General features: G+C 49.8%; 27 protein-coding genes, 1 tRNA gene and 1 pseudogene. 15 read left to right on the top strand and 14 right to left on the bottom strand.

Annotated features, from left to right (window positions below; all coding sequences use genetic code 11):
• Positions 1–141 precede the first annotated feature (141 nt).
• A complete protein-coding gene (locus tag ACLIN2_RS10870; protein ID WP_411504032.1) occupies positions 142–1,509 on the top strand; it encodes a hypothetical protein in 1,368 nt (455 codons plus the stop codon).
• A 58-nt stretch (positions 1,510–1,567) separates the two neighbouring features.
• Here the strand turns inward: ACLIN2_RS10870 and ACLIN2_RS10865 are convergent.
• Positions 1,568–1,639: transfer RNA gene (locus tag ACLIN2_RS10865), tRNA-Thr, on the bottom strand.
• A 57-nt stretch (positions 1,640–1,696) separates the two neighbouring features.
• A complete protein-coding gene (locus tag ACLIN2_RS10860) occupies positions 1,697–2,434 on the bottom strand; it encodes an NAD-dependent deacylase (protein ID WP_411504031.1) in 738 nt (245 codons plus the stop codon).
• Between the two features lie 86 nt (positions 2,435–2,520).
• Here ACLIN2_RS10860 and ACLIN2_RS10855 point away from each other — a divergent pair, with 86 nt between their 5' ends.
• The 6 genes from ACLIN2_RS10855 (at position 2,521) to ACLIN2_RS10830 (ending at position 6,818) form a co-directional block, all read left to right on the top strand.
• The gene (locus ACLIN2_RS10855; protein WP_411504030.1) at positions 2,521–3,312 is read left to right on the top strand and encodes a metallophosphoesterase family protein; all 792 of its coding nucleotides are present in this window, start codon (positions 2,521–2,523) and stop codon (positions 3,310–3,312) included.
• 164 nt (positions 3,313–3,476) lie between these two features.
• A complete protein-coding gene (locus tag ACLIN2_RS10850; protein ID WP_411504029.1) occupies positions 3,477–3,905 on the top strand; it encodes a disulfide oxidoreductase in 429 nt (142 codons plus the stop codon).
• Between the two features lie 3 nt (positions 3,906–3,908).
• Positions 3,909–4,379 (top strand): thioredoxin family protein, encoded by a 471-nt coding sequence (locus ACLIN2_RS10845; RefSeq protein ID WP_092269218.1) that lies wholly within the window; start codon positions 3,909–3,911, stop codon positions 4,377–4,379.
• A gap of 174 nt (positions 4,380–4,553) precedes the next feature.
• Complete coding sequence (ctaG, locus tag ACLIN2_RS10840) at positions 4,554–5,423, top strand: cytochrome c oxidase assembly factor CtaG (RefSeq protein ID WP_411504028.1); 870 nt, start codon at positions 4,554–4,556, stop codon at positions 5,421–5,423.
• Positions 5,424–5,448: 25 nt separating this feature from the next.
• Positions 5,449–6,063: an SCO family protein gene (locus tag ACLIN2_RS10835; protein ID WP_411504027.1), complete on the top strand. Its 615-nt coding sequence runs from the start codon at positions 5,449–5,451 to the stop codon at positions 6,061–6,063.
• A gap of 2 nt (positions 6,064–6,065) precedes the next feature.
• The gene (locus ACLIN2_RS10830; RefSeq protein ID WP_327931556.1) at positions 6,066–6,818 is read left to right on the top strand and encodes a FixH family protein; all 753 of its coding nucleotides are present in this window, start codon (positions 6,066–6,068) and stop codon (positions 6,816–6,818) included.
• Between the two features lie 638 nt (positions 6,819–7,456).
• Here ACLIN2_RS10830 and ACLIN2_RS10825 read toward each other — a convergent pair.
• Both ACLIN2_RS10825 and ACLIN2_RS10820 read right to left on the bottom strand, forming a co-directional pair.
• A complete protein-coding gene (locus tag ACLIN2_RS10825) occupies positions 7,457–8,422 on the bottom strand; it encodes a C40 family peptidase (protein ID WP_411504026.1) in 966 nt (321 codons plus the stop codon).
• Positions 8,423–8,643: 221 nt separating this feature from the next.
• Positions 8,644–9,825, bottom strand: a complete 1,182-nt coding sequence (locus ACLIN2_RS10820; RefSeq protein WP_411504025.1) for a UDP-N-acetylmuramoyl-tripeptide--D-alanyl-D-alanine ligase — start codon at positions 9,823–9,825, stop codon at positions 8,644–8,646.
• A 156-nt stretch (positions 9,826–9,981) separates the two neighbouring features.
• Between ACLIN2_RS10820 and ACLIN2_RS10815 the strand changes: the two genes are divergently transcribed.
• Both ACLIN2_RS10815 and ACLIN2_RS10810 read left to right on the top strand, forming a co-directional pair.
• Positions 9,982–11,037, top strand: a complete 1,056-nt coding sequence (locus ACLIN2_RS10815; RefSeq protein ID WP_400582726.1) for a CapA family protein — start codon at positions 9,982–9,984, stop codon at positions 11,035–11,037.
• A 36-nt stretch (positions 11,038–11,073) separates the two neighbouring features.
• Positions 11,074–11,292 (top strand): GNAT family N-acetyltransferase, encoded by a 219-nt coding sequence (locus ACLIN2_RS10810; protein ID WP_411504536.1) that lies wholly within the window; start codon positions 11,074–11,076, stop codon positions 11,290–11,292.
• A gap of 14 nt (positions 11,293–11,306) precedes the next feature.
• Here ACLIN2_RS10810 and ybaK read toward each other — a convergent pair whose 3' ends face one another.
• Entirely contained in the window at positions 11,307–11,786 is a 480-nt protein-coding gene (ybaK, locus tag ACLIN2_RS10805) for a Cys-tRNA(Pro) deacylase (protein ID WP_411504024.1), read from the bottom strand.
• A gap of 83 nt (positions 11,787–11,869) precedes the next feature.
• Positions 11,870–12,679 carry an SDR family oxidoreductase gene (locus tag ACLIN2_RS10800; protein WP_411504023.1) on the bottom strand — a complete coding sequence of 270 codons (810 nt, stop codon included), beginning with the start codon at positions 12,677–12,679 and terminating at the stop codon, positions 11,870–11,872.
• A 194-nt stretch (positions 12,680–12,873) separates the two neighbouring features.
• On the opposite strand from ACLIN2_RS10800, the pseudogene ACLIN2_RS10795 reads away from it, so the two are divergent.
• Positions 12,874–12,939, top strand: a pseudogene (locus ACLIN2_RS10795) (MerR family DNA-binding transcriptional regulator); the annotation flags it as partial.
• Positions 12,940–13,051: 112 nt separating this feature from the next.
• Here ACLIN2_RS10795 and ACLIN2_RS10790 read toward each other — a convergent pair.
• Positions 13,052–13,552: a CarD family transcriptional regulator gene (locus tag ACLIN2_RS10790; RefSeq protein ID WP_411504022.1), complete on the bottom strand. Its 501-nt coding sequence runs from the start codon at positions 13,550–13,552 to the stop codon at positions 13,052–13,054.
• 223 nt (positions 13,553–13,775) lie between these two features.
• Here ACLIN2_RS10790 and ACLIN2_RS10785 point away from each other — a divergent pair, with 223 nt between their 5' ends.
• Complete coding sequence (locus tag ACLIN2_RS10785) at positions 13,776–14,453, top strand: MBL fold metallo-hydrolase (RefSeq protein ID WP_411504021.1); 678 nt, start codon at positions 13,776–13,778, stop codon at positions 14,451–14,453.
• Between the two features lie 58 nt (positions 14,454–14,511).
• On the opposite strand, the gene ACLIN2_RS10780 is transcribed toward ACLIN2_RS10785, so the two are convergent.
• From ACLIN2_RS10780 to sigK, 4 genes are all read right to left on the bottom strand, one after another.
• On the bottom strand, positions 14,512–14,961 hold the full coding sequence (locus ACLIN2_RS10780; protein ID WP_411504020.1) for a DMT family transporter: 450 nt from the start codon (positions 14,959–14,961) through the stop codon (positions 14,512–14,514).
• Positions 14,962–14,971: 10 nt separating this feature from the next.
• Complete coding sequence (locus ACLIN2_RS10775; protein ID WP_411504019.1) at positions 14,972–15,670, bottom strand: Crp/Fnr family transcriptional regulator; 699 nt, start codon at positions 15,668–15,670, stop codon at positions 14,972–14,974.
• Positions 15,671–15,693: 23 nt separating this feature from the next.
• Positions 15,694–16,119, bottom strand: a complete 426-nt coding sequence (locus ACLIN2_RS10770) for a DMT family transporter (RefSeq protein ID WP_411504018.1) — start codon at positions 16,117–16,119, stop codon at positions 15,694–15,696.
• Between the two features lie 163 nt (positions 16,120–16,282).
• Positions 16,283–16,993 carry an RNA polymerase sporulation sigma factor SigK gene (gene sigK, locus ACLIN2_RS10765; RefSeq protein ID WP_055743179.1) on the bottom strand — a complete coding sequence of 237 codons (711 nt, stop codon included), beginning with the start codon at positions 16,991–16,993 and terminating at the stop codon, positions 16,283–16,285.
• A gap of 401 nt (positions 16,994–17,394) precedes the next feature.
• On the opposite strand from sigK, the gene ACLIN2_RS10760 reads away from it, so the two are divergent.
• The 3 genes from ACLIN2_RS10760 to ACLIN2_RS10750 all read left to right on the top strand — a co-directional run bounded on the left by ACLIN2_RS10760 (position 17,395) and on the right by ACLIN2_RS10750 (position 19,749).
• Positions 17,395–18,678, top strand: coding sequence for a hypothetical protein (locus ACLIN2_RS10760; RefSeq protein ID WP_411504017.1), 1,284 nt, complete (start codon positions 17,395–17,397; stop codon positions 18,676–18,678).
• A 12-nt stretch (positions 18,679–18,690) separates the two neighbouring features.
• A complete protein-coding gene (locus ACLIN2_RS10755) occupies positions 18,691–19,440 on the top strand; it encodes a photosystem reaction center subunit H (RefSeq protein WP_411504016.1) in 750 nt (249 codons plus the stop codon).
• A gap of 111 nt (positions 19,441–19,551) precedes the next feature.
• Entirely contained in the window at positions 19,552–19,749 is a 198-nt protein-coding gene (locus ACLIN2_RS10750; RefSeq protein ID WP_092269365.1) for a hypothetical protein, read from the top strand.
• Between the two features lie 72 nt (positions 19,750–19,821).
• Here ACLIN2_RS10750 and ACLIN2_RS10745 read toward each other — a convergent pair whose 3' ends face one another.
• Together ACLIN2_RS10745 and ACLIN2_RS10740 are read right to left on the bottom strand one after the other, a co-directional pair.
• Entirely contained in the window at positions 19,822–20,394 is a 573-nt protein-coding gene (locus ACLIN2_RS10745; protein WP_122959626.1) for a GNAT family N-acetyltransferase, read from the bottom strand.
• 157 nt (positions 20,395–20,551) lie between these two features.
• Positions 20,552–21,616, bottom strand: a complete 1,065-nt coding sequence (locus ACLIN2_RS10740; protein ID WP_411504015.1) for an HD-GYP domain-containing protein — start codon at positions 21,614–21,616, stop codon at positions 20,552–20,554.
• A gap of 170 nt (positions 21,617–21,786) precedes the next feature.
• Here ACLIN2_RS10740 and ACLIN2_RS10735 point away from each other — a divergent pair, with 170 nt between their 5' ends.
• Positions 21,787–22,257, top strand: a complete 471-nt coding sequence (locus ACLIN2_RS10735) for a Mov34/MPN/PAD-1 family protein (RefSeq protein ID WP_092269375.1) — start codon at positions 21,787–21,789, stop codon at positions 22,255–22,257.
• Here ACLIN2_RS10735 and ACLIN2_RS10730 read toward each other — a convergent pair.
• Positions 22,190–24,019: a peptidoglycan D,D-transpeptidase FtsI family protein gene (locus tag ACLIN2_RS10730; protein WP_411504014.1), complete on the bottom strand. Its 1,830-nt coding sequence runs from the start codon at positions 24,017–24,019 to the stop codon at positions 22,190–22,192. The genes ACLIN2_RS10735 and ACLIN2_RS10730 overlap by 68 nt on opposite strands.
• Position 24,020: the final 1 nt, after the last annotated feature.

Here is a 24,020-nt window from a genome sequence, read left to right as displayed (position 1 = left end):
TCGATGGTAACATGTTTTGCTAGGAAGCTCTAGGGCGGAGAAAACATTTCGTGAAGCGGAGTAATTGGAAACAAATGGTCCCTCCCCGTTATCCCCCATTCAAAAGCTGCAGCACTATCGCTGGAAGAGAACACAGATGCCTTGAAGAGCTCTTCGCCACGTGTCAAGCGCACGGTAGAGCAAACGATCGAATACTTCGGACTGACAGCGTATTCGATCTCCGCTCAGAAAACCCATGTCACTTTGCAAAACAAAGAGGTGGACTCCAGTCTGCCATCCGTACCTACAACTATTTACCTCTCTTTTTCAGACAAGGATGATAGGCTGACACAGCTGACTGCAGCTTGGTCCAAATCTCCAAAGGATCAGCCCCCCAATTTGGAAGCAGCCCGAAGTACTGCCGCAGACTTTGTAGAGCTGGTGCTCGCTGAGAAATTCGCCTCGGCAGAGCGCGGTACGTTGTGGAGCAGCTCCAAGATGGCGATCTTCCCCGTATATCCCGTCGTCAATGAGATTCCTGTACAGAAATCGGTCGGTGAAATCTTCGTGGATTCAAGCGGTCACGTATCCTCTTATCAACTTCGGGACGCCGACTTTAAGGAAAACAATCTCCCCTCGAAAGCCGGCATTCTTTCCAGGGAGCAAGCCATACATCAATTTTCCAGCCAGCTCCAGCTGGAACTGACTTATGACGACGAGAACGGGCGCTATGCATACGCGGCCCTTCCCTACAGCGCCATTGATGCCAAAACCGGAAAAGCCCTTGAAGCATCGGCGGACTTCACTGACACTCACATCACCATAGATAAGCAGTCAACCAAACAGTCCATCACGACGCCTGTCGCAGCGAAGGAGCTCGCGGCCACCTTTTTTGGTCTGAAGTCGGATCAGCTGTCGACTTCTGCCAGTAGGGAGAGTCACCCAAATGAACCGCCAATTTCCATTTACACCGTGGAAAATGATAGGCAGACTCTGGAGATTCGGGTAAGTGAACAAACGAGCGAACTTCTTTCTGTTCAACTCAGCGCTTACCGTGCAGATGATGACAGCGACGCCCTCGTCGATCTGTCGGAGGCACGAGGGCAAGCCCTGACATTTATGAAACGGTACATACCACTTGCACCTGGGGATTACATACTGCGCGCGTATCCCCAATCGTCCGAGAAAGCCACGAGTCCTGCCAGAGCTTGGATGGAGCTTTACGCAAGTGCAAATGGTGTGCGGTCTAGCAAACCACTCGTCGTAATCACAATGGATCTGCATGGAAATGTCCTGAATTCCGCAACTGCCCGGACCTACGCCCCCTCTTCCGCTGCGATACCAGGCGTCCTTTCATTAGAGGAAGCCAAGCAGAACTGGATGAGAGCTTTGCCAGTAGGGCTGGCTTACGTATATCCCAGTGATCTGGACCCGGAAAAGGACTCGCCTGTTTTGGCTTACGTCCCTTCCTTTTCAGCAGCTGACCGCTACGTAAATGCCCTTACAGGGGAAGTCGATTCGTGGAAATAAATCGGTCTATAATGAAAAAAACCAGGGAAAAATTCTCCCTGGTTTTTTGTTTCTCAGGTGCTAGCGAAGGGATTTGAACCCCCGACCTGCTGATTACGAATCAGCTGCACTACCCCTGTGCTACGCTAGCACGACGATTACAAAAAATATTTTAGTCAACTCCTCTCCAAAAAACAAGGGGGAAGTCTCACGCATTCAAATATTTTTCGGTTCGCTGCAAAATGCTGCCAATCGGCTCGTTTTGAATCAGCAGATCTGCCCTCTCATCCAATGGGGTAGTGTCACGGTTCACAATCACCAGCCTGGCTCCGCGTTGTTTGGCTCTCTGTGGAAACAGGTTGGCAGGACTGACAAGCAGAGACGAACCGAGGACGATAAACAGGTCGGCTTCCTCTGTCCACTCTTCCGCTCGCTCAAAATCGAAAGGTGGAAGCCCCTCACCAAACAAAACTACCGATGGTCGCAAAAATCCGCCACACTCGCAGTTGGCACCCGTTTCCTCCAAATATCGACTGCTGGCGTACTCCCGCACGCAGCGCAAGCATCGAACGGAGGCAAGTGTGCCATGTAGCTGCGCCACCTTCTGACTTCCTGCCCTTTGATGAAACCCATCCACGTTTTGCGTAATGATCCCCCGAACCACCCCCCTTTTTTCCCAGCTCGCCAGCAATGTGTGTCCACGATGCGGCTCGCATGACTGCAAGCTCTCGATCCGCATCCGATAAAAACGGAGGAAGTCTTCTCTGTTGTGGTACATGGCTTCCGTGCTTGCCAGCCTGGTTGGATCTTGGCCTTGCCACATCCCAGTCTGTGACCGAAAATCGGGTAGTCCGCTTTCCGTTGACATCCCCGCCCCAGTAAACACCACACACGAAGAAGCAGCCTTGATCCACGCGGCCAAAACTTCCGCCTGATCCTTGTTCATGTTATCCCCGCCTTCACCCATCTCGCACTTTCTCATATTGTAGTAGAGTATGAAGCCATTTGTACACAAAGGAGGTTGGCTCGTCCATGACGACTTATTTCGTTTCCGATATTCACGGACAGTACCAGGCGTTTCAAAAAGCGCTTCAGGATGCTTCCTTTTCACCCAGTCAGGGAGATAAATTGTACGTCATTGGCGATATGATCGACCGCGGCCCGCAGTCAAAGGACGTCCTGCTCTCACTGCTTGAGCTGCGCCAGCAATATCCCCAGCAGGTGTTTCTCATCAAAGGCAACCATGAACAAATGTTTGAAGACTGGCTGGACCGCAGAGGAAATGATGAGAACTACCTGCGATTCAATGGAGGGGATGCGACCGTACGCTCTTTGCTTGGGAATCATCCTTTGCGTCGGGCGTTTGCCAATGGCGGACTGCCATCTCCGGAAGTTCAGGAGCAGGCGCGTCAAATCATTCTTACGCAGTACTCCTTTCTCCTGCCTGCCCTTCAAGCCCTCCCCCTTTATATCCAGCTCCCCGCAGATGCACAGACCGGTTCCCCGGCTGTCCTTTTAGTCCATGCCGGCATCCGTCCGGGAATCCCTCTTTCCCAGCAAGCCCCCGAAGACTTATTGTGGATTCGCGAGCCCTTTTTTGAAGGCTATGATGGCGAAATGCCCGTCGTATTCGGTCATACCCCCGTACCCAAGCTGCCAGGTTATCGCGGCAGAGGTCCTTGGCGTCGCGACAACATCGTCGGGATCGACGGCGGAGCTGCCTTTCGCAGAGGAATCTTGCTGGTAGAGTGGCCTTCCCTGGAGTCGATTTTCGTTCCTATCCAAGACGTCCATCCTTATCCGATCGTCCAGGTAAACGCATAAAACAGCAGTTTGTCCAAACTGCCATATTGTTTCTTGTCCGCTTTTACACTACAATGGGTAGTGGAATCGGACAATTCGATGTCAGACAAGCCCTGTCTTGTCTCACCGTTTTTACCAATCTACAACCCTAGCTTACTGTGCTACTATGAGGACGAGGTGTTTTTATGAGGCGTCAACAAGCCATGGAACAGGCCATGTTTGCTTCCTGGGGAATCTCCCTGATTGCTACGGCAGGCAGTCTCTTTTTTTCAGAAGTCATGAAATACATACCATGCAACCTGTGCTGGTACCAACGGATTCTCATGTACCCGCTCGTTATTTTGCTGGGAGTCGCTTCGGCTCGCAAGGATTACAACATGTCTTTGTATGCGCTGATCCTCTCTGTCATTGGAGGGCTGATCTCGCTCTATCATTATTTGATCCAAAAGGTGCCTGCTCTGCATGAGCTCGGCAACGCATGCGGAATCGTGCCCTGCAATACCGACTACATCAACTGGTTTGGCTTTATCACGATTCCGTTTTTGGCCCTGATCGCGTTTACCCTGATCAGCGTGCTGCAATTTATCGTCTTGAAAAGTGGAGAGGAGCAATAATCCATGAAAAAAATCATTTTTTTCTCTATTCTGGTAGCTGCCCTGCTCATCGGAGCGATCGTCTATTCGGACATCTCCAATCGTCAGCAGGCTGCTGGAAACCCGTATGGCAAAGCCAATCTCAACCCGGCTACTCTCGCTCAGCTGAATGATCCGCTGTACGACAACCTGATCATGCCCGATGAACTAAAGACGCGCCTGACCAACAAAGAAGATTTGTTCGTTTACTACTACAGCCCGCTGTGCGAGCACTGCCAAGCTACTACGCCAGTTCTCGTACCAATCGTAAAAGAGATGCAGATCGATATGAAAAAGCATAACCTGCTCGAATTCACCAACAGCTGGGATGACTTCCAAATTGAATTCACCCCTACCCTTGTTCACTACAAAGGCGGACAAGAAGTGGCACGCCTCGTTGGTGGTCACGAAGCGAACGAATGGAAGCAATGGTTAGAAGAACAGAAAAAATCATAATTCCATCTCCAGCCTCCCTTCTTCTTTGGGAGGCTGGTCTTTGTATGGAAGGTGACATTTATGTGAACACTCCGGTTATATCTGGAAAAATAGCCCGAATGAGTCATAAGGCTTTCTCCTTCCTTTGCCTATAATGATGGATGGGGAAGTTCCTGGGTTAACGGAGGTTTGGTCATGATACTCACCTATTTCACATCGACGTTTGGTTTTCGAGCGACATGGAATCCTGAATTGATATTCCTGACCCTTTTGATTGGCTTTGCTTATTTTTCCTTGATCGGCCCGCTTCGTCATACCTTTGCCCACTCCACTCCGGTGCTGCTCCGTCAAAAATGGATGTTTGCACTAGGGCTTTTGCTTTTCTATTTCGGGATGGGAAGTCCATTAAATGTCGCTGGGCATTTCTTGTTCAGTGCACACATGCTGCAGCAGTCCTTGCTCTATTTGGTGATGCCTTTGCTGCTCCTCGCAGGTACACCTGGCTGGCTGCTTTCACCCCTGCTGGAACGAAAATGGTTGAGGGCACTGATCCGCCTGTTTAGCCATCCCATTCCTGCCGTTCTTCTATTTAATGCCCTATTTTCCTTTTATCACATGCCTGTTATTCTGGACATGGCGATGAATAGCTTGGCGATGCACAATCTGATCCACCTGCTTTTGCTGCTCTCTTCGCTCCTGATGTGGACGCCTGTCATTGCACCGCTTCCACAGATTCACCGCTTAACGGAGCTGCAAAAGCTGGCGTATATCTTTGCAAACGGCGTGCTGATTACTCCAGCTTGCGCTTTGATTATTTTCTCGGCTACTCCGCTGTACGAGACATACGTGAACGGACCTACGATGCTGTGCGCACCTTTCTTTTCCGCTCCCATCGACAAGTCCATGTTTGCCGTCTCCCTGGAAGCTCTCGATGATCAACGATTAGGCGGTATCATCATGAAGCTGATGCAAGAGCTGACCTACGGCTCCGTCCTCGCTTACATATTCACAGCCTGGTATCGGAAAGAAAGGGACCAGCCTGATGATCAGCTGCTTCCTCATTAAATTCGGAAAGGAGGCGAGGCTGGACATGCCTGAAGCATCTGTGAATGCCATTCGCCTCAAGCGGGTGCTGCTGCTTTTGCCGGTACTCGTACTTGTGGCCCTTGTCTCCTCCTGGTTTTGGGGAGACTTACAGCAAGCCAAAGCTGCCCTGCCCTCTCTGACCTTAGAGACTTTGGATGGCAAGCCTTACCCGCTTTCAGCCAGCCCTGGAAAAACCCGCTTGGTAGAGCTGATTTATACGCGCTGCCCGGATGTTTGTCCGACCACGACCTTTAAAATGGTCCAGCTGCAAAAACGCTTGACGGATGCAGGAGTAATGGGAAAAAACGTTGAGTTTTTGACCATCACCATCGACCCGCAAAACGATACGGCGGATGTGCTGCAAAGATACGCTGATCAATTGCAGATCCAAACACAAGGCTGGACGATCCTACGGGGGGACGAAAGTACGATTCAGTCTGTGACCCGCTCGCTGGGGTTTGTCGCCAGGAAGTCAGCCGATGGTTTCATCTCCCATACGACTAGCACCTATTTAGTCAACGCAAGCAACGAAGTCATCCGTACTTTCGGGATGGGCGACGATTTTAACACCGATCTTATTTATCAAGAGCTAATATCCAAGAACAAGGAAGGATTGTAATCATGAAACGGTATTTTTTCTCCCTGCTTTGCGTATTTGCTTTCTTCGTCTCTGCCTGTAGTCAAAATCAACAGGAGGCGTCTCTTCCCTCCTCTGACCCGATCGAGGCCGACTTTTCCTTTCAACCCGCTGAGCCCGCAAAAGGCGAGGCCATCACTTTTTCAGTCAAAGTGACCCAAAAGGGGGAGGCTGTCAACGACGCGAAGGAAGTCAAATTTGAATGGTGGAAGGACGGACAGGAACAGCATGTCACCATTCCTGCTGCCCTTCAAGCAGATGGCGTGTACACCGCACAGCAGACGATTGATGAACCCGGCTCTTATTTTGTTTATTACCACGTAACTGCTCGTGATTTTCACAATATGCAGAAAGTCGCCTTTACAGTGAAGGACCCAAGCGCAGGCTCTTCGCAAGCCCACGAACATGGAAATTCCACCGCCCCCAGCCAAAACGACCATCATTCGAGCGGTGTTGACTTTCACTTTATGCCAGAAGAGCCAACCAAGGCCGGTCAACCTGCTTCCTTCATGGTTCACTTGATGAAAGACAATCAGGCTATTGCAGAAGCCAAGGTCAAGTACGAGATTTGGCAGGGAAATGACGAGAAGCACATGTATGTAGAGGCAGAAGAAACAGCTCCAGGCCAATACAGTGCCACCGCCACGCTTCCATCAGCTGGCAGCTACACCGTAAACGTCCATGTAGAAAAGGGCGAGGTACACGATCACAAGAGCTTTCCGCTTACCGTGCAGTAGCTCTGTTGTTGAAAAACGTGAACCAGGCGCATTCCCAGCAGGAGAGGGGAAATGCGCCTTTGTTCGTTTAGCACGTAAAGTAAGCAATCCGGTCGAGTTCCGTACCGTAATAGTCCCAGCGATCTCGTCTCCAACGGTAGCCTGAAACAGAAGAACGACTGATGTAAACAGGATAAAACCAGAACGAATTCCCATTCTTCAGCCATACATAGGAGTATCGGTACAAACAAGGATAGAAACTCCCTGCGTCAATTCGACGTGTTCCTCCGTATCCACGCGCTCCTGGCGAACTAGGCGTCCTGCCCGGCGGTGGTCCTGGTGGTGGCGGTGGAAAACCTCCCGGTGGTTGTGGGTAACCTCCCCTTGGGGGCGGTGGCGGCGGTGGATAGCCACCAGGCGGTGGTGGCGGATAACGATGTGACATGGCGTTTCACCTCCTACAAGTCTCCCTATAGGAAATGCAGCAGACGCGGAGATGGCATGTGCGTTTGCCGCGGGGCATTCACCTATTTTTCCGCTCCTGTCTGCTATGCCATTGTCACGTATGCTTGCAGGCAGGCTGCATGCAAAAAGGACAACGCTAGATGCGTTGCCCTTTTTACGTTCGATGGTTGTAGATGGCAGAAGACTTATGGTATTTAGTAAGGGCGTCCACCCATGATAAAGCGGTATTCCCAATGAGTTCCTTTGAAATCCGTGATTTTCACTCCACCGGACTCTTTTGAGAAAGTATGTAGCAGCTTGTCATCCCCCATGTAAATTCCTACGTGAGTGATACTTTGTTTGGGGACATCAATATTTTTGTAATCAGACTGTTTATAGCCTTTGTAGCTCATGAAGAAGACCAGGTCTCCTTTTTTCAGCTTGCTGATGTCGGTTGTATAGGAACCGTGACTTTTGACATAGTTTGCTTGCGAGCGAGCCCCGCCGTTGCCCATGTCGATGTTTGCTCCATCCAGATACGCCCATTTCGTGAATTCCGAGCAATCCATGGTCTTTTTATTGGAACGTGTTGAGCCGTATTCATAGGGCGTTCCCAAATACTTTTTCCCCGCAGCAATGACCTTGTCCGCGATCGCAGTTGACGACTCTCCGTCTCCCGGATTGGTAGTTCCCGTATCCTCTGGGAGTACCCGACGAATCCCTACCAGCTTTTTGGAATAATCACTGAAGGTTTTCAGCACCACAGCGTCTTCCCCTTGGGAGGAATAAATATACTGATCGTCTCCAATGTAGATCCCCATAAAGCTGGGAGCTCCACTTCCATTCGACGAAAAGAACACCAAATCGCCTTCCTTAGCAGACGATACTTTGTCATCCGCTTTGTACAGCTCCGCGATGGTATCATCCACTTGAATGCCGGCCTGCTTAAATATGTACGTAGCCAAGCCAGCCGACCCAAACGAACTAGGCCCTTCTGCACCGTATTTGTAATCTTTTCCTATCAGTGTCTTTGCGATCTTCACTACTTCTGCTGATTTGGCAGAAGATTGAGAATCCACAGTCTGCGCTGCTGCAGCATGTCCGCCCTCTGAGAACATGAGCAAGGATGTACTCAGCATGACGGCGACAGTCGATCTTTGCAACCAATCTCGTTTCGTCATTCATTCTCCTCCTGGCTGTGTCGATCCCAACGGATTGGGTACGGAACCAGTTTACTGGAAAAAGAGGACCCCTAATAGGCTGTAAATATTACCAATACAGGATTTGATTACATAGACGGATGTCCAAAGCACTAGGCGGAAAATGGTTAATTCTGTTTTCATAGACAGATGGAAAAAGCCCTCGTCCACCTATGTGGCAAGCGCTTTTCCCCAGAATCTCTTTACTTCGGCTGCTGATATTGTCTGACCGTTTCCTTGCACAGAAAAAGGACCGTTTCTCCCATTTTTAGTCGATGGGAGCCTTTCACGAGAAAAGAGGTATCCGGCCCAATTCTTTTCGCCAGCAAACGGTGAAGTCTCGCCTTGGTCTGGCAATGAATCACCCGATTCGAAGGAAAACCAGAACGAATGGCTGCTCTTGCAATATGGCGTGCACTTTTTCCGATCGTATATAAATAATCGACGTCCTTCTCGCTTAAATAACGACCGACGTCCTCATGTCCGACAACCTCGTAATTGCCCATCTCCAGCATGCTCGCCAATACCGCTACTTTCGTTCCACTTCCTACTTGGCAGAGAACATCAATCGCAGCCTTGGCCGCATCCGGGTTGGAGCTGTAGGTGTCGTCCAGTACTTGTACGTTATTCGCAAGTCGGTAGCGTGTCAGACGTTTTCGCTGCGCCTGAAACGAGCGCAAACCATCTCGAACCACTCCGATCGGAAACCCTAGAGCACGGCTTACCGCAATAGCAAACAAGGCGTTGTAAATATTGTGCTCCCCAAGCATGGGCAAGTAAAACGCTTCTCGCTCCCCGCCAAACACACAAGTAAAGTGGATTCCTTTCTCATCCATAACAATATCTTCTGCTCGATAATCGGCCTCACTCTCTATCCCGACGGTAACAAATGCCCCCGCGAACGCTCCGACATACGGCTTCTCCGTCAGCTTTCGAGAATACTCACAGTCCATATTGAGAAAGACGGTTCCCGTGGGCTTCATGTGGCGGATCAGTTCTGACTTTGCCATAGCGACCCCATTGATCAGACCGCCGAAATTCCCGATATGTGCCGTGCCAATATTGGTAATCACGCTCATCGACGGCTGAATCATTTGACAGTGCTTTTTGATATGTCCACTATTTGTCATCCCGAATTCGAGAACAGCCGCCTTGTGCTCACTTTTGATCCGTTTGATATGTGCCCGTGTATTGCCTAAAAAGTTTCTGTTGTACATGGATTTATAGATGTTCCATCTTCTGCTCAAGATGTCTGCAATCATTTCTTTCGTCGTCGTCTTTCCGGCACTACCGGTCACCGCGATCACAGGCTTTTGGAGAATGAGTGTTTTCGCAGGTGGTGCTTTCGCTTTGCCCTTGACTTTGCCTTTGCCGGTACCTCTCAATGGAACTCCCCCTCACCTCTGTCTTCGCCATCAACGATATTGTATGTACAAGGAAGACAGCCTGTTTAGACCTTTATCTATGAAAACGCTCCGCTTTCATCCAAAACAAGCGGCCAGCTTCCCGAATAAAGTAGTGATAGAGGAGAGGTGATGCCTATGAATCGCAAAGCTACGATCGCCGCAGTAGGCGATATCCTGATGTGGCGAGAACAGATTGAGTCTGCCCAGATAAAGGGGACAGACCAGTACTCCTTTGCAGATATGTTCGCACCTGTCGCCCCCATCCTTCAGGGAGCTGATTTCACGATCGGCAATCTGGAGACGACATTCTCCGGCAAAACACAGCCTTATCAAATCGGATCTGCCCGGGCAGGATATCCCCGCTTTAACTGTCCAGACGAGCTGGCAAGGGACCTGAAGCAAGTAGGTTTTGATGTTTTAACAACGGTCAACAATCATTGCTTGGACGGGGGTCCCGAAGGTTTGCTGCGCACTCTTGACATGTTGGACCAGCGTGGGATCGCTCATACGGGAACGTACCGCAGCGAAAAGGAAGCCTCCACCTATTTAATCCGTGAAGTGAATGGCATTCGGATCGGAATTCTTGCCTATACGTACGGAACGAATAAACAGCATGTTCCACCAAACACGCCATGGCTTGTCAATCTGTTGGATCAAAACAAAATCGAACAAGACATTTCCCGACTTCGCCCTCAAGTCGATCTCTTGATCGTCGGCCTGCATTTTGGAATTGAATTTCGGTTCATCCCTACCCAAAAGCAGAGGTTGCTCGCTCAAAGCCTGTTGGAACGCGGCGCAGATGTCATTCTCGGGGCACATCCCCATGTTCTTCAACCTGTGGTGACCCCCACGATCACTACAGCGGATGGCAGAAAAAAGCGAACGCTGGTAGCCTACTCATTGGGGAACTTTACCTCGGAACGCATGCTTTCCTTTGACCAATCCCAATGTGGTGCCATCCTGCGCTTTACCGTTGAAAAAAACGAGCAGGATGTTACCTCCATCACCAAAATATCCGTTGTCCCGACGTATTCGCAGCGATATTTCTCCGGGGGAAGAGTTCATTTTCGTGTCCTGCCGCTGCGAGCCTATTTGAAAAAACCAGATCGTCACGTGACGTTAAGCGCTCTACGGCGGCTACAGCAAATGTGGAGACGGGCCATTCAAGTCATTGGCCGAAAATATATCTAAACGAAAAGGGAGCGTGAACTTGTACGTTCCCCTTTTCTGTTCTTTCAACACATAGCAGTGCGAGCAGCCAGCCGAGAACACGGCTACGGCAGCCAATTAATCGACCTTCTGATCCAAAAATACAAAAGTAAGGTGATTGCGGCAGAAACCGATCAGGAGGCTGTCGGCTTTTACCGGAAGGACGGTTTTCAGATCAAAAGTCTCGGTGAAAAATACCCTGGAGTGGAACGATTCCTTTGCGTGTACTACGTGTGAGCCCAATCGAATCATCAGGAAATAGCAACACCTGCAAAGGAAGCCTTCGTTGCCCTTGCCAAATCGGCAACAGTCAGCTCGATTTGCACGCCAATTTTTCCGCCGCTGACTATGATGACCTCTAGGGCCTGTGCGCTCTCGTCTATCACTGTTGGGTAAGCTTTTTTCATACCGACTGGAGAGCAGCCACCACGAATGTATCCGGACACCGCGGTTATGTCTTTGACCGGTATCATTTCGATCTTCTTCTCTCCTACGGCTTTTGCCGCTTTTTTCAGATCGAGCTCGTCCTCGACAGGAATCACGAAGACGTAGTAAGCCTTACTCGCCCCCTGCGAAATTAGCGTCTTGTAAACGATGCCCTTTTCCCGCCCAATCTTTTGCGCGACGGACACCCCATCAATCTTCCCGTCATCTGCTGTATACGTAAGCATTTCGTACTCGATTTTTTCTTTGTCGAGTAGACGCATCGCGTTCGTTTTCCCTTGCTTCATCGCTTCTCCCTCATTCCATGCGTTTTCTTGCTCCCTTTTTATTATAAAGTTAAATCAATGCTGCAGTCACAGGTTTGCTCAGCTCAGTATAGAAGAGCAATAAACAAGGCTGAACGGATCGACTCAGTCCAGCCTTTTGCACATTCAATGGCAGATATACGTCTACTGAAGCATGCGATCAACCCGAGAAAGCCAAAGTGCGACTGAGCCTCTTCCTGCGAAATGCTAACGACCGGTACATTCAATTGCTTGCCAATGATGCCGGCGATGTCGCGAAATGGCACTCCTTCGTCGTCTACTCCGTCCAGCCGTGAACCTGCCGTGGCGGATTCAATTGCCAAACGGAAAAGGGAAGCCGCATCGAGACGATGTACAGCGGTCCAGCGGTTGGAGCCCTCTCCAATGAAGCCGGAGAAACCCTTCTCGCGTGCAATGTGGATCAGTCTTGGCACAAATCCCTTGTCCTTCTCTCCATGCACGGACGGGGCAAGCGACACGATGGATGTTCGCACTCCCTGTTCAGCAAGAGCCATCGCCGCATCCTCCGATGCCTGCCCATTTGCGTGAGCCGTAATAACGAAGGGCGTTTCCGAGCCCTTTAGCACTGCTCCCATCGCTTCAACAGCGCGAAGATCGGTGGCGAGAGAACCAGCGAAATCAGAGAAATCGTGACGAAACGCCAAGTGAATAACACCATCTGCAGAAGCGGCTCCGCTTTGAAAACAGGCGAGATCATCCAGGGTGCCGATGTGCGCCTCCGCTCCAGCTGCCTTCAAGATTGCCGCACCCTCGTCTGAACGACTAAGGCCAACTACCTGATGACCGTATTGCATAAGCTCGCGGACGACGGCAGAACCAATGTATCCTGTTGCTCCTGTTACGAAAACTACCATTCGCTATTACGAAAAGGAAGGTTTTATTGGATAGTCGCCATGTCCAGAGAGAGAAAAATCAAAGCATAGGCTGTTCACTGGCTGAACTGAAGGAGGTCCTGCAAGATCACGATACAAATACACGCACCAACACTTCGATTAAAACTTTGAAACCGCCCGTCCCATACCAGGATGAGCGGTTTTTCTAACAACTTCAAACAGGTCTGAGCATCCATACATTGCGGTATTATAGGCAAATCGGATTAATCAGAGGGGTATAAAGAAAATGGAAAAGTCGGAAAGCTAGTCAACACAAAAAAGGATGCGATCGCTTCAGCAATCACATCCTCATCTTCGTATGAAATAAGATTGAGTACTTTGGGAAGGTATCCGTTAAGGAGCGACTTTTACAGCTTCCTCTGAAACCATTCGCTTTAACAGCTCGGTCGCTTCGTCACTCTTCAAGTCACGAACGAGGGCAATTTCACTGACCCAGTTCATCATGGCATTGTCGAGCATCATTTTGTCACTCGTGCCGAGAATCTTGTTTCTGCTGATCATAAGCAAATCCCGAATCACTTCGGCACATTCAAAAATGTCGCCGCTTTTCAGCTTTTCGGTATTCAGCTTATAGCGCTGTCCAGCATTCACACTCAGGTTTGGTTCTCCCTCATGGAAGACACAAAATGCTTTCTCCAGCGTCTGTCCGTCTACGATACTACGAATTCCCAGGGCGGACATTCTTTCAACAGGAACCATGATGTCGAGTTCCTTCAACAACATGTGCAAGACGAAATAGAGGTGCTTTTCACCGAGAAATTCTTTTTCCTCTAATGCCTCGATGATTCCAGCACCATGCATTGGATAAAAAATCTTGTCTCCAACTTGAAACATACGTCCACCTCCTTTAATTCCAACCCCTTTATTATAGCACACTTCAAGAGCAAATTTATCATATTAACACGAAATTAAATTTTGGGCAATATTTTTCTTTGAAAAATTTTACTGTAAGTGTACTCTTTCCCCTGCTTGGAAAAACACTTGTAGAAAAGGGTTCCCAGCCGCCTTTGCAGAATAACATGGATGTAATTTTCACAAGATGGTGGAGGTGGCTGACATGAATGCACGTGAAGGAATCAAAGCGATCAAATTGGCGATGAACGTGGAGGGCGGACAGTTTGTCGTCCATACTACGTTATTGTGGGACGAGCATGAGGTCATTCTGGTAGATACGGGAATTCCAGGGCAGCTAGACGTGATTCAAGATGTTTTCGAACAGGAAGCAATCCCTTTTCAAAATCTAAAAAAAGTCATCATCACCCATCAGGACCGAGACCATATCGGCAGCCTGCCTGAAATCGTCGATGCCTTCGAAGGCACAATCCAGGTATGTGCCCATGAAATCGCCGTTCCCTATATCGCGGGAGAAGTCCCTTTGATTAAAAGTGGGGTTTTGGCTCCCCCTGTCAAAGTCGATCAGGTGCTTCACGATGGTGAGGTTTTGCCTTATTGTGGCGGTATTCAGGTCATTCATACGCCTGGCCATACCCCCGATCACATTTCGCTCTATCATATTCCCAGCAAGACACTGATCTCTGGCGATGCGCTGACGGCAGAAGACGGTGTGCTCATGTCCTTCAACCCTGCTTATACGCAAGACAAAGCTTTGGCGCTGCAATCGATCGCCAAGCTAATCGATTTGGAGATTGAGTCCATTATCGTCTACCACGGCGGCGTCTGTACTGGCAATATTCGAGAGCGACTGCAAGAGATCGTTGAAAACACTACAGTCTAACATGCAAAAACCAATCGAGACACTCATGTGGTGTTCCGATTGGTTTTTTCGCCTTGACTCATGCCCTATGCGACTGTCCGCTCCATTTGAAAACAAGCATTCCCCCAATAATCATGAAGACTCCGAACAAATGGTGAACCGTAAAGGGAATCTTGTCCAGCCCCATCCACCCCATCGAATCCCACCACAGAGCAAATCCGAGCTGTGAGGTCAGAACGATGGAGATCGCAAAAGTCGGTCTGAGGCGCTTCATCGCCTGGACCAGACTGGTAACGACCCCCACTCCAATCAAGCCGCTGAACCAAAACCATGGCTGCATTTGTCCCACCTCGAGCAGATGACTCCCCTGTGTAAGCAGTCCCATCAAAAGAGACGCTAGAAATCCCATTCCTAAAACGAAAGTAGTCGTCGCCCACGAGCCCACACGTTCATTCACTTTGCTGTTGAAAATGTTTTGCAGACTGATAAGTGAGCCCGCAAGCAGTGCCAACGCCATCCCTACTAGCATGACTTTCCCTCTATTCGTAAATATTTTGTCCGGCTAACTCCCGCAAGCCCTGATGATCCTTCACAAGCAAGAAGCCATTTTTCCGCTCAACGAGCCCACTTGCACAAAACTGCTGCAGCACTCGATTGAAATGCCGATAGCTCGTTCCCAAAAGGCTTGCCGCATCCATCAAATCAGCTGTGCTCAGCTTTTTTTCCAACATCGTATCGGCCTCGTCAAAAGAAACGGAAAGGAGGTAGCTAGCCATTCTCACTTCCACCGGATACAGCAAATTAAAGCTCAAGGAATGCGATTTTGCATAAAACTTCATCGTGATGTGCTCCAGTAAAAACTGCAGGAGAGCAGGATCGCTCTTTCCGTACTTTTTCAAATACCGATAAGGCACACCTAGCATCAACACTGGAGAGACTGCCTCCACTGTATTGACAATGTCCGTTCCCCTCACATATTCGATATCCCCGATTAACTCCAGCGGCGTTTTAAACGAGAGAATCAATGTTTTTCCCTCTACAGAGGTGGTGTAGACTTTTACCTTCCCTCTGACCAATACATACAGCATAGCTGCGGATTCTCCTTGGGAGCAGATCAACTCCCCCAGTTCAAAGTCATACAAGGATATGTGCGGCTTGATTTGCTCATTCCAGACTGTATCTATGTTGTGTGCCCGCAAATACTGCTCGACCAGTTCATGATCCTGCCATTCGCTCAATGGCGACGCCCCCTTTTTCCTACCTATAGCTTCAGTATCACCACACCTGCGATCATCATGGCAATACCAAGGAACTGAGGCAGCTTCATTTTTTGCCGAGTTACACCAAACCAGCCGTTGCTGTCGATCAAAAAGGTCAAGCACAGCTGCGCGATCATCAAGATAGCGACCGTGAGCGTTACCCCTATCTGTTGAATTGCCGTGATGTTGCTGGATATTATTATGGTCGCGAAGGCTCCCCCTGCCAAGTACAGTGGCTTTACCGTCCGAAAGCCACCCCGTCTGGTATCGCGTATAAATAACAGGATCACGAAAGCTGCCAAAAACCCGATAAACTGCGTTAAGATGGCCGTTTGCCACGTACCGATGCTCTCGCTGATCCGGGTATTTGCTACGCCCTGCAAGGTCAGAAAAGCCCCGCCAACAATCGCAAACATGCTCCCTTTCATCTTTTGGATTCCCTCCTCTTGAGTCTTTCTTTATTAAAAGACAAATGAAAGCGAGGAAAAAGGACATCTGTCCTTAAACAACAAAAAACCCGCAAGATGGGCATCTCTCTCATGCCGATCTTGCAGGCTGCTGCGATACGTCAGGATTTCATTGGCTTTTCCTTTACCGGTTCTGCGTCTGCTTCGTACGGTAAAATTCGTTAAACAGCTTCATCAAAGCACGCTTCTCGATGCGAGAGACATAGGAGCGCGAAATGCCCAATTCGCGAGCGATTTCCCTTTGGGTCTTCTCTTTGTCCTGATCCAATCCGAATCGCCCGATGATCACTTCTTTTTCCCGATCGTCGAGAATGTGGATGTGCTGATAAATCTTGTTGGACTCCAGCTTCAGCTGCACCGCATCCACTACTTCGTCGGTTTCTGTGCCGAGGACGTCGATGAGGGTGATTTCGTTCCCCTCTTTATCTGTCCCAATCGGGTCGTGCAAGGAAACGTCTTTCTTGGTCTTTTTCAGACTGCGAAGATGCATGAGGATTTCATTTTCAATACAACGCGCTGCATAGGTAGCCAGCTTGGTGCCTTTTTCCACTTGATAGCTCTCGATTGCCTTGATTAAACCGATCGTCCCGATGGAGATGAGATCTTCGCTGTCTTCACCGGTGTTTTCAAATTTCTTCACGATGTGGGCGACTAGCCGCAGATTATGCTCGATCAGCTTGTTGCGCGCATAGGGGTCGCCTTTTGCCATCAAACGCAAGTACTTTTCTTCCTCGGTGTCAGGGAGCGGTTGCGGGAAAGCATTGTTTTTGACGTACGCCACAAACATCAAAAGCTCTTTGAAGACCAACGAAAGTGCTGCAATAATGCTGGACATGGCTGCCACCTCCACGTCTGGGATAGCTTACTCCTATGCTTATGTGGGCAGTTGCCCATAAGTGCAAGTACGAAAAAAAACGTCGGAAAACTCCCCATCGGCAAACCACTTTTCTGGAAGGTCACCATTCTCATCCGTACAATTTACGCTCCTTACTCCATTAGGAAAATAGTCGCAAACTCACTACTTCCAATTACCCATTTATCGTAAAAGCGCAGTATTATCGCGTTTTCGCGACTTTTTTCCATAATGCCTCCCCCACCGAATGCCGATAATATCTATACGAGTTTTACCGAAATCTTACCAATGACGAGAGGATGAGACGCCTATAGAATCCAACAGCTTCGTCGCTTTTGTAAGTCAGACTGACTCCCCCATCAAACTTGTGCAGGGTGATTCCTATGATTGCTTCAGAAATAATCGGCCTGACAGCCCTTGTGCTCGTCCTGATCTTTTTTTATACCCGTAAGCTGTTTCACAAACTGCGCAGCCTATTCATACTGGTCCTGGCCTTTGCCAGCGCTGGCCTGGTCGGATATTCCAGTGCCTCCAGCATCGGGATTGGATGGACCGTCAGTTTGGCGTTGTTTATTTTTTTGGGGTTCGCAGTCACTGTCATCTACCTGCATAGACGCGAGGATCGGCAGATTGAGGAGCATTTTGAGCTCGCTCTGAAGTCTGAACAGCCTCTTTCGCTTGGAACTATTGATGCCATTCCTTCTGAGCTGATCACTGCTTCTGCTCCGCTTCCCTGTACTCCGGAGCCTAAATTGTTGGAAATCCACCAAGCCTTGCCACCGATTGAAGAAATTGAAGTGGAAAATGGGGAAAAAGAGCCGATGCCAGAGCCTCGGGAGAGTCCCGTGGCAGTTGAGACTGTAGCGAAAAAGGTAACGGCGGCTACGGAAGTGCTTGTGGATGAGGCAGAGCTGGATGTTCAGGAAGAGTTGAATCTTGAGAAAGAACTAAGCCTTGAAATAGACGCTCCAGTTATCCCTGTCGAAATCACGGAACCAGAAGCGCCATCCAGCGATGCGGCCGAAGTTGAGCTTGTTCCCGAAACGACATCTGTCATTGATGATTCGGTACAGACTTCCCCAGAGACTCCCAGCGAGACCATCGCCGAGCCTGAATCTTCATCGGTAGGGCTGGAATCCTTCGAAGCAAGCAACGACTCCGCGAAGCTCGAGAGCACGGGGGTGCCAGCTGAGAAAGTAAATTCGCTGTCTTCCCCTTCCGCTGGAAACATTTCGGTCGTGCCCGTCGATCGCGAACGTATTCAGACACTCTCCGAAAATGCAGAGAAGGCCCTGCAGCGGGGGGATTTTCTGCGTGCCTACCAGTTTCTTCGGGAAGCCTTGTCATTTGCCGCTCCCCCGACGGCAGCCTACATACTGAGCCGGCAATTGGTACAGGTGCTCAATGAGATGGGCCTTTACCAAGAAAGCATCTCGGTCATGGAAAAGACCCTGCGGGAATACCCTTCGTTGTCTGCGAAGAAGCGCGATGAATTTTCCGCACAGATCACCTATCTAGAAGCGCTGATCCACCAATTGCAGCTCGAAAATAAACGGAATCTTTCTTGGTCGTCCGTCCCGCCTGCGATTCACCAGAAAGTGCTCATGCACTATCGCTCGTTGTTTCCGAGCAAGTGCGAGAACACCCCAGCCATCCCATTTCATTAAAGGAGCAACGTCATGAAACAAAGCAAAGAAGTTTTGGGAAAACCGATCATCAGCATTTTGGCAGGGAAAGAAATCGGCAAAGTAAAAAATTTCGTCATCAATCCAGACATGCGCAGCATCGAATTCATGGTCGTCCAAAATGATCAGTGGGATTTTGGAATCAAGGCTATTCCCTTCAAGCTAGTCGAAGGTTTGGGTGATTATGCCGTCACAATCGAATCGGAGAACGCCGTGATAGATCTCGCCGATATCCCCATTGCCAACGAGCTGCTGAGTAAAAATATCCAAATTAAAGGTTCTCGAATCATTTCCCGAAAAGGCCAGCACTTCGGACAAATCACTGAATATTATTTCGATCCAGAAACGGGGAAAATTCTAGGTTGTGTCCTGGACACCCCTGACGCAATTTCTGTTCTGCCGGAGACTGCCGTCATCACTTTCGGGAAGGAAATAACCGTCATTTCTGATGAAGGGGAGAATCCTCTCGTTTCCGACGAAGCTTTCCTCTCTGGAAAAGCAGATGAGGAACCAGTTGAGCATGTAGACGTTCCAGTCTCTTCGCCAGAACCGGCCGCCCCCTCCTCCTCGGATGGGCTTGACCTTGAGGAGCTGATCGGCAAAACCTTGTCCGCGAATCTGTACGATCCTTCCGGCGAGCTGTTTGCTGAGGAAGGTACTGTCATCACTGCTGAGATTGTCAATCAGGCAAAAGCGATGGGCAGCAACAAAGCCTTGGAGCTTGCCTTAAAAGTAGCGGAATAGTCTTACTGCCTCTTTCAAGTGATAGGACCTCGGGCGCCTCGGCAGCCGGGGTCTTCTTTTGTATCTGTCTATTTGGTAAAATAATGGAAATCATCAAAAAGGAGGATATCCGTGCTAGACTTCGGCGCCGTCTCCATTGAATGGGGGACATTGATTTTTCAACTCATCTTTTTTCTCCTTCCCCTCATCCTCGCAATCGTAAGCATCTTCAAAGTCACCAATCAATCCAAAGTAAGACAACATGCGATCGAGGCACTTGAAAAACGGGTGGAAGCACTGGAACAAGAGCTTCGTTCCAAGAAGCCGTAACGAAAAGAACCTCCCTCCACGAAAAAACCGTTTCCCGCGAGCAGCTCTTGCACGCAAGGAAACGGTTCTCCCCTATACCCATACAGTCAAGTTTTTGACCATATGACTGAATAAATGTCCACTGACTACAATCGTTCCGTCCTGGTGATAGCCGATAGCTTCATACAGCCTACGGGCACTCGGATTCTCCTGGTCCACCAACAGGGAAATTTTGTAATACCCGCGATGCTTGCTCTCCTGTTCGAAAGCTTTCAGCAGAGATTTCCCGATTCCCTTTCCTCTGTACTCCGCTTTGACGACAGCTGTATCCAGATAAAACTCATCGTCTCGTGCTTCTTTGACAATGACCGGCGCTGTACCTGTCACTTGCTCGACATACGCGACAAATGGCTGATCCAGCTGCTTCGTTTGGCTGCCGTGGTAAAACAGAGCCAGTCCAATCGGTTCGCCTTTGTCTTCATCCACTGCGATGAGCGCATTCTGGTAGCTTAAGCGGTTATTCGGTTGAGCGAAGAACTGGCTCATTACTCGAATGGCCTCCTGCGGATCAGTCGCTCCTGTAAGTGAGTGGGCTATATCACCGATAGCCTCATAGATGAGCGGCGACGCAAAAACAGCATCCTCAGGTGTGGCTTGACGTATCATGTTGTTGTTCTCCTTCCCTCCATGCATCTACCCCATACCGTGTACTTCTTTATTGTGTCACAATCCGTCTGAGGGGTCGAGCCAACCAAGGAAACGTTCACAGAACAGCAAAAATGAAACCGCTCCCATAAAAGAGCGGCCTTTATCACTATGTGGACTATCCAATCATTTTTTCAATCGTCAGTTTCCTGTCATGGCGCAAATCGATAAACTCGTCCCGTCTCCTGACAAGCGGTCGCATTGGCTCATCCTGATGAATCAAAATGACCTCGACTTCCTCGCCACTGTTCAAGCGAGCTCTTGCACCAACATAGAGCAGGGCGATATAGCGCACAAATTGGGAGACAATCTCGATGTTCAGCTTTCCATTGCATGCTTCCTTCCAGAGAAGCTGGGCAGCCTCAAAAGGCGAAGTTCGTTCCTTGTATACCCGATCCGAACAGATCGCATCAAACATGTCGGCGATCGCCAGCACTTGGCACTCAACTGGGATATCATCGCCTTTGAGCTGCTTGGGATACCCGGAGCCATCCAAACGCTCATGGTGGAGTAGTGCGCAGAGCGCCAGCATTTCAGAGGAGCCTTCCATTTCCTTAATCATTTGATAGCCGTACAGCGTATGCTTCTTGATTTCAGCAAACTCCTCTTCTGTCAGCTTTCCAGGCTTGAGCAGAACCTCTGTAGGGACCTTCATCTTACCCAAATCATGCAGAAAGCCTGCTGTTCCCATAAACGCGACACGTTCCCCATCCCATTTGATCAGCCGCGCGATCAACGAACAGAGAATTCCGACATTTAAAGAGTGACGGTAGGTATAGCTATCCGCTCCCTCCAATACGTACAGCGAACGAAATAATCCCAGCTGCTTCATGGATTGCTCGGCTACCTGGTCAAAGATTTCCGCGAACTGCGCAAGCTCTGGCGTCTCGCTTTTACTCGCTTGGTCAAACAGCGATTTTGTCTTGTCCAAAGCCTCGATGTACGCGGCGACCGTCTTTTCATCTGCATCCAGCTCCATGAGCTGTGTCCGGATATTCGTCTTCACTCCCTCAGCTAGCTCCTGCAGCACTTCTACTTCACTGATGCGTTGCTTTTGAAGCAGCTGCACATGAGCTGCGGTAATAACCGTTGCTTCGGGTAGCAGCAGGATTCCATTTTCCGTGAACAAATCAGCTGCTAAGACTCTTCCCTCTAGCGAATTGTCTACTGGTGCAAAAGACATAGGATCAACCTTTCACTCTCTTTTTCTAAATTATAGAAGTCAAGGATGTTGGTTACAATCTATTTTTTAAAACATTCCTAAACTTCATTCTCATTCGGGACACTCTGCCCGTTCATTACATATGATGAGTGAGTAGCAACAGGTGATTTCTTAGGAGGGACATCCGTCAGATGACGATTCTGTACATCACTCCGAAAGCTTGGAAACAGATCGAGACCGCAGTAAGAAAAGACCCCTCGCTCGAGACCGGAGGGGTAATGATGGGTTATCCGATGGGTGATGATCGTTGGGTCGTGACTTATGCAAGTGAGCCTGGGCCAAAAGCCATACAGAGCCCCCATTCCGTCTATTTCGACGACGCTCATTTACGCAAACTCGTTCGCAACCTGAGCAAGAGCAGGAAGTGGGAGTATCTCGGGGATTGGCACAGTCATACCATTAAAAGGCTATCGCCCAGCAAGGGAGACAAAAAGACCATCTGGGAAAAAGCCACGCAGTCCATTTATACGTCTCCCTCTCCGCTGATGCTGATCGTTGGTCTGGGTAGACATAATCAAGTCCAGGCAAGAGGCTTTATTCTTGGGAATTCCCTGCGCGAGGTTGGGAAGATTGAGCTGTTTGACCGGAAAGTGCATCAATAGCCCGGCGGAACAGTTCCGTAGCCTGATTTCCTCCCCAGCTTGGCTGATTTTCCGCTACCACGCAGAGTGCGTATTGCGGTTCATCATATGGTGCATAGCCGATAAACCAGAGGTGATTTTGCGACTGGTTTGCTCCACCTGTCTGTGCCGTCCCAGTCTTGCCAGCCACCTCCCATGGGGCGCCTCCCAGCAACTGCCCCGTCCCTTCCGTTACTACCTTTCGCATCATTTTGCGCAGCTTGCTCGCCGTGACATAGTCAATGCCTTGAACCGGAAGTACCTGCATAGGGAACCGGTGAAAGGTTTGTCCGTTTCTGTACGCAATTTCATTGACCACACGTACTTGTGCTGGCTGACCACCGCGCAAGATCGATACGACCATATTTGCAGCCTGCAGGGGGGTTACCCGGACATCCCGCTGACCGATCGCTGTCTGTATCAGGACTCCTTCGTCTCGGCGGGAAACCCCTTGGGCGAATATTGCGCCACGGTCCTCGCCTTCGATTTGGCGAAAACCATCGAGCTTGAACAAGTGAGCTGTCGCATGACCGACCTGCTCGGACAAGCCTAGGCGCTTTGCATACTCCTCCAGCTTTTCTCCCCCCACCCGATTGGCGATCTGAGCAAATGCGATGTTGCATGACTGGGCGTAGGCTTCATCCATCGTCACGCTTCCATGCCCATCCTTTTTCCAGCAAGAAAAATGATACTTGCCATATTCTCCCGTGCAAGTGAAACGCTCCATTGGTGAAACGAGTCCTTCTGCCAAGGCGGCCGCCGCTACCACTGTTTTAAAAATGGAGCCTGGCGGAAGCTGCTTCACCGCTCTGTTTTTCCAGTCATCCCCACGCACATCGACCTTCGTCTGATCGAATGTAGGGCGGCTGACCATCGACCGGATATCCCCAGTCTGGGCATCCAGCACGACAATGCTCCCTTGCTTCAAGCCCACTTCATCCGAAATTTGTTCCATGCTCCGCTGGATATGTATGTCGAGAGTCGTCGTCAGAGCGAGCGGGTAGTATTCGTTTTCCTGCTTTGAATAGCGGATGTCGAGCCCACGCAGCGGCTTCCCCTGTCCGTCTACGTAATACGATAAGATAGAAGGCTCCACCCCTTGCAAAAATCGATCAAAGCTGCGCTCCAAGCCAGAAGCTCCGATCGTGCTGTCCGCATTCATTTTTCCGCTTGCCCATTCTTCTGGATACAGTGACTCGACCAGGTTGGGGTTTTGATTAATAAAGCCGATGACATGCTTGGCTACCTCATCAGGTCTGTATCTTTCCGTGACTGCCAGCGCTACGACTCCCGGAATGTCCAGCGCATTGATCTGCTCAGCCTGCCTCTCGTTGAGAACGATCAGCTTCCCGTCTTCCTTGCGCAGTAATAATGGAGCTTTCGCTTTCTCCATGACTTCTGCAAGCTGTTCTACCGGTTGAGAAACAATCGTGGACAGACGGGATAAACCATCTGTTCCTGCCAGAGCGCCACGTGCGAGCGGAAAAAGGATCAAAGCCCGATGCTCTTCCCCTGTAAAGGCATAGCCGTTCCGATCTCGTATATCACCGCGTCCGCTATGAAGGACGATGCTTTGCTGCCGCTGTTTAACCGCGTTCTTGACCAGATCGACGTTGCGCTTGGTAAAGCGGTGAGGAGCCCCTATCTGAATCCACCACAGTCTCGTGATTAAACCAATCCATACGAGCGTCATACCCATCAAGACCAGAAAGTGCCTGCGTTTCAGCCGCCGTTCCAGTTGCACG

It is taken from the genome of Brevibacillus centrosporus (assembly GCF_046622605.1).
GTDB lineage: Bacteria > Bacillota > Bacilli > Brevibacillales > Brevibacillaceae > Brevibacillus > Brevibacillus centrosporus.
Note: the sequence above shows the minus strand (reverse complement) of the source record. Positions and strands in the feature narration are given on the sequence as shown.

Coding starts and splice junctions, on each gene's coding strand:
- ACLIN2_RS10860 (WP_411504031.1), bottom strand. CDS start 2,434: ATGAACAAGGATCAGGCGGAAGTTTTGGCCGCGTGGATCAAGGCTGCT.
- ACLIN2_RS10855 (WP_411504030.1), top strand. CDS start 2,521: ATGACGACTTATTTCGTTTCCGATATTCACGGACAGTACCAGGCGTTT.
- ACLIN2_RS10850 (WP_411504029.1), top strand. CDS start 3,477: ATGAGGCGTCAACAAGCCATGGAACAGGCCATGTTTGCTTCCTGGGGA.
- ACLIN2_RS10845 (WP_092269218.1), top strand. CDS start 3,909: ATGAAAAAAATCATTTTTTTCTCTATTCTGGTAGCTGCCCTGCTCATC.
- ctaG (WP_411504028.1), top strand. CDS start 4,554: ATGATACTCACCTATTTCACATCGACGTTTGGTTTTCGAGCGACATGG.
- ACLIN2_RS10835 (WP_411504027.1), top strand. CDS start 5,449: ATGCCTGAAGCATCTGTGAATGCCATTCGCCTCAAGCGGGTGCTGCTG.
- ACLIN2_RS10830 (WP_327931556.1), top strand. CDS start 6,066: ATGAAACGGTATTTTTTCTCCCTGCTTTGCGTATTTGCTTTCTTCGTC.
- ACLIN2_RS10825 (WP_411504026.1), bottom strand. CDS start 8,422: ATGACGAAACGAGATTGGTTGCAAAGATCGACTGTCGCCGTCATGCTG.
- ACLIN2_RS10815 (WP_400582726.1), top strand. CDS start 9,982: ATGAATCGCAAAGCTACGATCGCCGCAGTAGGCGATATCCTGATGTGG.
- ybaK (WP_411504024.1), bottom strand. CDS start 11,786: ATGAAGCAAGGGAAAACGAACGCGATGCGTCTACTCGACAAAGAAAAA.
- ACLIN2_RS10800 (WP_411504023.1), bottom strand. CDS start 12,679: ATGGTAGTTTTCGTAACAGGAGCAACAGGATACATTGGTTCTGCCGTC.
- ACLIN2_RS10790 (WP_411504022.1), bottom strand. CDS start 13,552: ATGTTTCAAGTTGGAGACAAGATTTTTTATCCAATGCATGGTGCTGGA.
- ACLIN2_RS10785 (WP_411504021.1), top strand. CDS start 13,776: ATGAATGCACGTGAAGGAATCAAAGCGATCAAATTGGCGATGAACGTG.
- ACLIN2_RS10780 (WP_411504020.1), bottom strand. CDS start 14,961: ATGCTAGTAGGGATGGCGTTGGCACTGCTTGCGGGCTCACTTATCAGT.
- ACLIN2_RS10770 (WP_411504018.1), bottom strand. CDS start 16,119: ATGAAAGGGAGCATGTTTGCGATTGTTGGCGGGGCTTTTCTGACCTTG.
- sigK (WP_055743179.1), bottom strand. CDS start 16,993: ATGTCCAGCATTATTGCAGCACTTTCGTTGGTCTTCAAAGAGCTTTTG.
- ACLIN2_RS10760 (WP_411504017.1), top strand. CDS start 17,395: ATGATTGCTTCAGAAATAATCGGCCTGACAGCCCTTGTGCTCGTCCTG.
- ACLIN2_RS10755 (WP_411504016.1), top strand. CDS start 18,691: ATGAAACAAAGCAAAGAAGTTTTGGGAAAACCGATCATCAGCATTTTG.
- ACLIN2_RS10745 (WP_122959626.1), bottom strand. CDS start 20,394: ATGATACGTCAAGCCACACCTGAGGATGCTGTTTTTGCGTCGCCGCTC.
- ACLIN2_RS10740 (WP_411504015.1), bottom strand. CDS start 21,616: ATGTCTTTTGCACCAGTAGACAATTCGCTAGAGGGAAGAGTCTTAGCA.
- ACLIN2_RS10735 (WP_092269375.1), top strand. CDS start 21,787: ATGACGATTCTGTACATCACTCCGAAAGCTTGGAAACAGATCGAGACC.